Here is a 7,888-nt window from a genome sequence, read left to right on the forward strand (position 1 = left end):
GGCCTTCCGTCTCTCTGCGACGACGTGATCGCGACTCAGTGGCGGTCGCCGCTCGCGGACTTCTGGAACAGGTCGCCCGGCGCCGACGCACCCGCTGCGGGAGCGACCGGTCCGGCGGGTGCCGCCGTCGCCGACGCCGGTGCCGCCGTGCCCTTCGGCTGGGGCTGGTCGTCGATCAGCGCCTGGAGCGTCTGTGCATCGGACTTGGCCTGGTCGTCCGCGGCATTGAGGGTCTTGACCGCATCGCGGAGCGCGTCCGTGTTGGAGGCGACGGTCGTGTTGAGCTTCGTGGCTTTCGCCGCGATCGCGTCCAGGGCTGTGCCGAGCTGGCCGATGAAGCCCGCGAGCGCGGGCTCGGGCGCCCCGCCGCTCGATCCGCCGACCTGGTACTCCTGGACCAGCTTCGGTGCATCGGCCACCGTTGCCGCGTCGATCCGTTTGGCGTGATCGAGGACGGTCTCACCGTCGACGCCGACCTTCTCGCCGGGTGCTGCCATGGGTTCCCTCCCCTCGGGGGAATTGCGTGAAGACGCGCTCGCGGACCGGCTCCGGATTCACCCGGAACGGCCCGCGAGCGATGATCACTAGAGCGAGAAGCGACCGGCGGACGACTTGTCCGACGACACGTAGTGCTGCGAGATCTCGTCCGTCTTGTTCGAGATCTGCTCGAGCAACGTGTTCAGTGCGGTGAGGGACTGGGTCCACTTGCGCTGGGCGTCGTCGTACGCCGCCTGCGCCTGACCGTCCCAGGAGGAACGGAGCTTCCCGACCTCGGACTCGAGCTGCTCGAGCTGGGACTTGATGCCATTGGCACCGGTGCGGATCTGTCCGGAGAGCGCGGTGAGCTGACCGGGGTCGACAGACATCGACTGCATGTGAGAAACCTTCCTTCGTTCCTGGCCCGTGGGCTCAGGAACCCATCATCGACGAGAGACCGGAGATCGTCTGCTGGTGCGACTCCTCCGTGCGGACCTGGTCCTTCTCGGTGCCGCTGAGGGCGTCCTCGAGAGTGATGAGCACGTCGTTCAGCTTGCGCGTCTCCTCGTCCCAGCGGGACATGAGCTGGGTGAAGGCACCCGCCGCCTCGCCGGTCCAGAAGCCGCGGAGCTGCTCGATCTCGCCGCGGACGAACTTCACCTGCTGGTCGATCCCCGACTTCGCGGTACCGACGGCCTGGGCTCCGCGCTTGAGCGCGCCCTCTTCTGCTGAGATCACATCAGCCATGACACTCCATTCCTGTTTCCATCGCTGGTTCGCACGGCAAGACCCCCCAAAACCCACCGACATGCAGAGCGCAATGAGGTCATGTCGACTCCCGCCACGGTATTGGCGTTCGGGGGTGGACGCAACCTCTCCCGTCGGATATCAGTGGTAGCACCCATGCGCGGGCCGCCGCGTGTCGGCTTGGCTAGAATGGATCGGCGTGGCGGCACGCGCCGCCCGAGATCAGCGGCGTCCACGGGCGGGGCACGCGCACAGGGGGAGGCACGGACCGGGTGAGTCAATCCGTCAGCACAGTACGGGCGCTCCTGCGCATCTCGGTCCAGAGCGAAGGCCGGCGGCTCGACGTCGGCGTCCCCGCTCACCTCCCGCTCATCGAGCTGATGCCGGGCTTCGCCCGCAGTCTGGGCGTGCTCGACCCGACCATGACGCATGTCGGCTACACGCTGCAGCGCGCCGACGGCAGCACCGTCGATCCCAGCCGCGGCGCCCTCGACCAGGGCATCCAGGAGGGCGAGCTGCTGACGCTCGCCCGGGGCGCCCTCCTCGCCGAACCACTCGTCTACGACGACATCGTCGAGGCCGTGCTGGATGCGACGAAGGAGCAGCACCGCCCCTGGACACCGGCCGACAACACCCGCACCGCCCTCGCCGTCAGCCTGACCATGCTCGGCGTGTGCGCGGTGCTGCTGGTGGCCGCCGGGCATTCGCTCGCGATCGGCCTCATCGTCGCGATCTGCGGCGCCGTCCTCCTGGTCACGACCTCCGCGGTCCTCTCCCGCGTCGGCCAGCCGGAGGCGGGATGCGGCCTCGGGCTCGCCGCCGCGGTCTTCGGCGCCGTCGCCGGCTACCTGGCCGTCCCCGGTTCGTGGGATCTCTGGGGGTGGCCGCTCGCCGCCGCAGGCCTCGGCGCCGTCGTCATCGGTGGCGCGGCGCTGGCGCTGACCCCGTATCGACCCGAGCTGCAGCTCATCCCCGTCGCCGCCGGAGCCGCGATCGGCATTCCGGCCGCCCTCACCGGCCTGGTGCCGAGCGCGCAGACCGCCGCCTACTCGCTCACGGTCGCGATCATCGCGACGCTCGCGAACGCCCTCCCCTGGCTCGCCCTCAGCTCGACCCGTCTGCGCGTCATCAGCCCGCAGAGCGACAGCGAGGTCTTCGCCGCTCCCGCACCGATCGACGCGGAGGACGTCCGCCGCCGGGCGGCCGCCGGACAGCGCGCCCTCGTCTCCCTGCGCCTCGCCCTCGGGCTCGCCGTGCTCGCGGCGACGCCGGCCGTCGCCGCAGCCACCCCGCTCGGCGCCGTGCTGTGCGCCCTCGCCTTCCTCGGGCTCATGTTCCCGGCGCGCCAGAGCTACTCGCGCAGCAATGTGCTCACCCTGATGGCGCTCGGCACGGCCGGGATCGCCGCGACCGGGTTGACCGTCGCCGTCGCGCAGCCGGGCCTCATCCCCGCCCTGCTCGTCGTGCTGGGCGGGGTGACGGTGATCACGATCGTCGTCACGCTCCTCTCCCCCCGCGTCCGCGTCCGCCTCGGCCGGCTCGCGGACACCGCGGAGGTCGTGGTGCTGGCCCTGCTGCTGCCGATCGGCGTGATCGCCGCCGGGCTGGCCTGACGCGTGGCGAGCAAGACCGACCTCATCGAGGCCCAGAACTTCTCGCGCCGCCGGCTCCTCACCGCGTTCGTCAGCGGAGCGCCGGGCGGCAAGGAGCTCGAGCCCGCGAAGCCGTTGCGCGCCGTCGTGATCGCCATCGTCCTCACCGCCGCCGTCCTCCTGGCCGGCGCGTTCTACGGCCTCATCCAGCCCGGGCTGCCGCAGGGCTGGCAGAACGGCCGCATGCTGATCGCCAAGGACACCGGCGCCCGGTACGTCTCGGTGAAAGGGGTCCTGCACCCGGTGATCAACACCGCGAGCGCGCGCCTCCTCATCCCGTCCTCCAGTTTCGCGGTCGTCACGACCGACTCGCACGCGCTCTCGGGCATCGCGGTCGGCTCGCCGGTCGGGATCGTCGGCGCACCCGACGCTCTCCCCGCCGCCGCCGCGCTCGTGAACACCGGCTGGACGGCCTGCACAACCGACGACGGCGGGGTCGCGACATCGATCGCCACCCGGCCGGCCGCCACCGCGACCGACCGTGCCGTCGTCGTCGAGAACGGCGGCGAGCGCTGGGTCGTCGCGGGCGGCCTGCGCTACGGCGTCGACGGGGAGAACGCCGATGCCGTGCTCCGTGCCGCCGGGATCGATGCGTTGGCTCCGGTCCGCGTGTCCTCCGACTGGCTCAACCTGTTCTCGCCCGGCGCCGCGCTGGAGCCGCTGGTCATCACCGACGCCGGCTCGCCGATCCCCGGGGGGAGCCTGAGCGACGGTCCCCTGCTTGTCGGCGAGGTCATCCACACCTCCGGCAGCGCCGCCGACCAGCGATTCGTCGTCCAGAGCGACGGCTCCCTCGCGACGCTCAGCCCGCTGGCCTGGCAGCTCTACCAGCTGGGCTCCGGGCGCACGATGTCGACGGTGCGGGAGGTATCGGCTGCGGCGGTCGCTGGCCTCCGCACCGCGAAGACACCGGCGGGAGGGGCGGACTGGCCCGCCGACGGCTTCACCTCCCTGACCACGAGCGACCGCGCATGCGCGCTGCTCAGCGCGAGCGGCGGGACGACCGTGCTCGCGACGACACCCGTGTCGACGAAGGCGACGCCGGGCGTCACGGTCCAGGCCGGACACGGCGCATTGGTCGACGCAGCGGGTCGCGGCGCTGGAAGCGCCGGGATGCTGACACTCGTCGATGCCACCGGGACCGCATTCGCCCTCCCGGGCGCCGACGACGAGACGGTGAAGCGACTCGGCTACGCGACGGACGACGTGGGCACCGTGGAGCAGAGCTGGATCGCACTTCTGACCAGCGGTCCGGAGTTGACCACGTCCGCCGCGGGGGCGACGTCGACCGCGTCGGCCGGATGAGTCGCCGGGCGGCCGTCCGGGCGCTGCTCGCCGGCGCAGCGAGCGCTGTCGCGCTCGGCCTGATCGCGTCCCCGGCCACCGCCACGACCACCATCGCTACGACGGCGGCCGGAGCGTCGGGGGCGCCGCTCTCCGCCACCGCCCCGGCGGTCCGGCTCGCCACAGCCGGTGGTTGCACCGACACGGCGGCGCTCATCCCGCAGCGGCCGCCCGCACTCGCCCGGCTGCAGGCCTCCACCGCCTGGGAGCAGTCCCGCGGCGCGGGGATCGTGGTCGCTGTGGTCGACTCCGGGGTGGACGCGGCCAATCCCCACCTCGCAGACGTCCTGGCGGGAGGCACCGATCTGGTCGGGGACGGCGCCGGCGCGGCCGGCTACGCGGACGGCTACGGCCACGGGACGGCGATCGCCGGCCAGATCGCGGCGCGCGCCGTCGACGGCTCGGGGGTCGAAGGGCTCGCGCCGGATGCGCGGATCCTGTCGGTGCGGGTCTTCGCCGGCACCGACGACCAGGCCGTCGCGGCGGGCGCCGGCCCCAGCATCGCCCGGCTCGCCGCCGGGATCCGGTTCGCGGCCGATGCCAACGCCCAGATCATCAACGTGTCGCTGTCGACAGCCGTGGACGACCCCGCCTTGCGGGAGGCGGTCGCCTACGCGACCGCGCACGGCAGTCTCCTCGTCGCCTCCGCGGGCAACCGCGACTCCTCGCTCGCCGTCGAGAAGGACCAGAAGGACGGCGTACGGTACCCCGCCGGCTATCCCGGCGTCCTCGGCGTCGCCGCGGTCGGAACGGGCGGGACGGTGACGGACGACAGCATCCACGGCGCGCACGTGGCCCTCAGCGCTCCCGGCCAGGACGTGCTCACGGCGGCGAGCACGGGAGGCGACTGCGTGTACGCCTCCGACGCTCCCGCGACCAGCTTCGCGACCGCCTACGTGTCGGCCTCCGCCGCCCTCGTCGCCTCCGCCCACCCCGACGAGACGCCCGCGGAATGGGCGTACCGCCTGACGGCCAGTGCCATCCGCGCACATCCCGGCAGCCGCGACGACGCCGCAGGCTGGGGCGTCGTGCAGCCGTACGAGGCGGTGGTCCTCGTTCCGGGGGCGGAGACGGCGGGCCCGCCGAACCCGTTCACCGCGGCGACCCGGCGGCCCGTCGCCGCGGCCTCCGGTGCGGTGACGGTGCACGCGAACGACGACAGCCGGGCCCGGCAGAGCACCGCCGCTGTCGTCGTGTCCGTGGTCGGACTCACCGCGCTGGCCGCGGTCGCCGCGATCAGCGTCCTGGCCGCACGCCGTCGACGGACACGGCGGGACGGGACGGCGTAGCCTTCCGCGCCGGGATGGTCCGGGGCAGGCGGGTCAGCCGGTGACGACGGTCGTCACGATGACGATGAGCCCGACGACCGACACGATGCAGGCCCCGACGATGCTGCCGACGGCGATCCACCCCGCGGATCGCGTCGCACGCCGCACCGACCGCATCGACGGCGCCTCGGCTCGAGTCGCCTCGGGTCCGCTGCCGAGATCCGGTCCCGGGGCCGGCGGGGCGGGGATGGGGCGCGGCCGGTAGCGCACCACGGCATCCGCCCCGAGGGCCGCTGCCGCACGCTCCGAGACAGCGGTGCCCGACGGCAGGACGATCGGGGTGCGCACCGCGCGCAGCGACCGCCGGGTGGGCGCGAGCTGCGTCCGTGGTGACCGGGGCGGCGACTCGGGACCCGTGGAGCCGGCGACGGCCGCGGGGTGTTCCGCACCCGCGCGCCACGCGATGATCGTGTCGTCCGCCCCGTCCGCCCCGTCCGCCTCGTCGCCGCCGTCACGCCGCACCACGCGGGTGGCGTCCACGGGCTCGTCGTCGTGGTGGACCACGCGGGTCGCATCGAGCCCCGCTTCGACGGGGCCGACGGCGGCCTCGACGCCCGCAGGGACGGAGGACCGTGGAGACACCAGGGTGTCGTCGATGTCGGCGCCACGATCCTCCGTGGCGAGGACGGTCTCACGGGACGGCCGATCCACGACCACCGTCTCGTCGAGCTCGTCCTCGCCGGACGCGGTCTCCCCCTCGTCGCCGGATGCGGCCTCCGCGGCCGGCGCCGACGCGGCGGGGCGGTCCACGACCACCGTCTCGTCGAGCTCGCCCGCGTCCGCATCCGCATCCGCATCCGCATCGGACTCCGTGGCGGGGCGGTGGACGACGATCGTCTCATCCCATCCGTCGTCCGGATCCTGCTCCGGCGTGTGGTCGCTCGTCATACCGGCACCGTGTCCCCGTCGTCCGTCCATGCGTGGGATCCGTCGTCGTCCGCCGGTCCCTCGCCGCCGTCGCCACCCGTGAGCACGTCGACGACCACCGCCGTGACATTGTCACGGCCTCCGGCCCGATTGGCCGCCTGGATCAGCGCCGCAGTGGTCGCCGCCGGACGGCCTCCCGCGACGAGGATCTCGCGGAGCTGCGCGTCGCTGAGCTCGCCATGGAGACCGTCCGAGCAGACCAGGAGCCGCTCCCCCGTCGTGACCGGCATCAGCCAGCTGTCGGCGCGCGCATCGGCCGAGCCGAGTGCCCGGGTGATCACGTTCTTGTCCGGCGCCGTCGCCCGGTCCTCCGGGCGTAGCGTGCCCGCATCGACGCGCTCCTGAACCAGGGAATGGTCGACGGTGAGCTGCTCCAGGTAGCCGCCGATGAGGCGGTAGACCCGCGAGTCGCCGACGTTGACGATGAGCCAATGCGGCCGCCCGCCGTGGTCGACGAGGATGACTCCGGCGAGCGTGCTGCCCGCGCCCCGCTCCCGCGTCGCCGCGAGCGCCGAGACCCGACGCGACGCCTCGTCGATCGCCGCGGAGCTGCGCATCAGATCGACGGCGCCGCCGGCGCACAGGATCTCGCGCAGCGCCGCCACGACGTGGGCGCTGGCCTGCGCACCGGCCTCATGGCCGCCCATGCCGTCGGCGACGGCGAACACCGGGGGGACGGCGAGGTACGCATCCTCGTTCGCGGCGCGCGTGCGGCCGGTGTCGGTGCGAGCGTCGGAGCTCAGTTGCACGGGCTGTCTCGCGGTCATCGCCCCTCCCCGCGTTCCAGCCGCAGACCGACGGACCCGAGCAGCAGCCGGCCGACCAGCTCCGTCGATCCGCCCGCCGCGACGCGACGCTCCCGGCCGTCCTGCTCGAGGAAGACGCCGTTGGTGGAATCGAGATCGGCGACCGTCCAGCCGTCCCCGTCGCGCGTGAGGCAGGCGTGCTGCTTCGAGAGGGTGCGCGTCGTGTCGGGGATCGCGAGGTACTGCACACCGGGCTCGTCGCCCGAGGGGCGACGGCCGAGCACGACGATGTCCGCCTCCAGGGGGAACCGCTCACCGTCGTCGGTGAGGAGAACCCACGTGGTCACGGCCGGACGGTGGACGACGATCGTCTCGGCCGCGTCATCGGCTTCATCGGGGCCCTCCGGATCGGCCGGATCGACCGGGACGGCCGGCGGAGCCGCAACCGGCAGGGGTGCCGCGTCCGAAACCGGCCGATCGAGGAACGGGGACGGGACTGGCTCGGCCGCACCCGGATCCGGCGCAGGGACGGCCGGTGGAGTCACCGGCACGTCGAGGAACGGACTGCGGATCGGCGACAGGTCCGCCGGGGGTGCGGATGCCGGAGCCGGAGCGCTACCCGAGGCGGGGGCCGGGGCCACCACGGCGACAGGAGGCACGGTCGTGA

The 7,888-nt window shown here is 73.3% G+C and carries 9 protein-coding genes; 3 read left to right on the plus strand and 6 right to left on the minus strand.

Annotation, left to right across the window (positions count from 1 at the left end):
- Positions 1–35: 35 nt before the first annotated feature.
- The 3 genes from U870_RS0121940 to U870_RS0121950 all read right to left on the minus strand — a co-directional run bounded on the left by U870_RS0121940 (position 36) and on the right by U870_RS0121950 (position 1,224).
- Positions 36–497 carry a hypothetical protein gene (locus tag U870_RS0121940; protein ID WP_025159491.1) on the minus strand — a complete coding sequence of 154 codons (462 nt, stop codon included), beginning with the start codon at positions 495–497 and terminating at the stop codon, positions 36–38.
- An 87-nt stretch (positions 498–584) separates the two neighbouring features.
- Positions 585–875 carry a WXG100 family type VII secretion target gene (locus tag U870_RS0121945; RefSeq protein WP_025159492.1) on the minus strand — a complete coding sequence of 97 codons (291 nt, stop codon included), beginning with the start codon at positions 873–875 and terminating at the stop codon, positions 585–587.
- Positions 876–909: 34 nt separating this feature from the next.
- On the minus strand, positions 910–1,224 hold the full coding sequence (locus U870_RS0121950) for a WXG100 family type VII secretion target (protein WP_025159493.1): 315 nt from the start codon (positions 1,222–1,224) through the stop codon (positions 910–912).
- A 272-nt stretch (positions 1,225–1,496) separates the two neighbouring features.
- Here U870_RS0121950 and eccD point away from each other — a divergent pair, with 272 nt between their 5' ends.
- From eccD to U870_RS0121965, 3 genes are read left to right on the plus strand one after another with little or no spacing between them, the layout of a single operon-like run.
- On the plus strand, positions 1,497–2,837 hold the full coding sequence (gene eccD, locus U870_RS0121955; RefSeq protein WP_025159494.1) for a type VII secretion integral membrane protein EccD: 1,341 nt from the start codon (positions 1,497–1,499) through the stop codon (positions 2,835–2,837).
- Positions 2,838–2,840: 3 nt separating this feature from the next.
- Positions 2,841–4,181 carry a type VII secretion protein EccB gene (gene eccB, locus U870_RS0121960; protein WP_052357895.1) on the plus strand — a complete coding sequence of 447 codons (1,341 nt, stop codon included), beginning with the start codon at positions 2,841–2,843 and terminating at the stop codon, positions 4,179–4,181.
- Positions 4,178–5,509, plus strand: coding sequence for a S8 family serine peptidase (locus U870_RS0121965; protein ID WP_052357896.1), 1,332 nt, complete (start codon positions 4,178–4,180; stop codon positions 5,507–5,509). The genes eccB and U870_RS0121965 overlap by 4 nt, the downstream gene beginning before the upstream one ends.
- Positions 5,510–5,542: 33 nt before the next feature.
- Here U870_RS0121965 and U870_RS0121970 read toward each other — a convergent pair whose 3' ends face one another.
- From U870_RS0121970 to U870_RS24740, 3 genes are all read right to left on the minus strand, one after another.
- The gene (locus tag U870_RS0121970) at positions 5,543–6,436 is read right to left on the minus strand and encodes a hypothetical protein (RefSeq protein WP_029948038.1); all 894 of its coding nucleotides are present in this window, start codon (positions 6,434–6,436) and stop codon (positions 5,543–5,545) included.
- Positions 6,433–7,242, minus strand: coding sequence for a PP2C family protein-serine/threonine phosphatase (locus U870_RS0121975; protein ID WP_029948039.1), 810 nt, complete (start codon positions 7,240–7,242; stop codon positions 6,433–6,435). Before U870_RS0121975 ends, U870_RS0121970 begins: the two co-directional genes overlap by 4 nt.
- Positions 7,239–7,888, minus strand: a 650-nt coding sequence (locus U870_RS24740; RefSeq protein ID WP_025159496.1) for an FHA domain-containing protein, incomplete at its 5' end; no start/stop codon positions are given. The genes U870_RS0121975 and U870_RS24740, both read right to left, overlap by 4 nt.

The organism is Leifsonia aquatica H1aii, from assembly GCF_000633535.1.
GTDB lineage: Bacteria > Actinomycetota > Actinomycetes > Actinomycetales > Microbacteriaceae > Leifsonia > Leifsonia aquatica_A.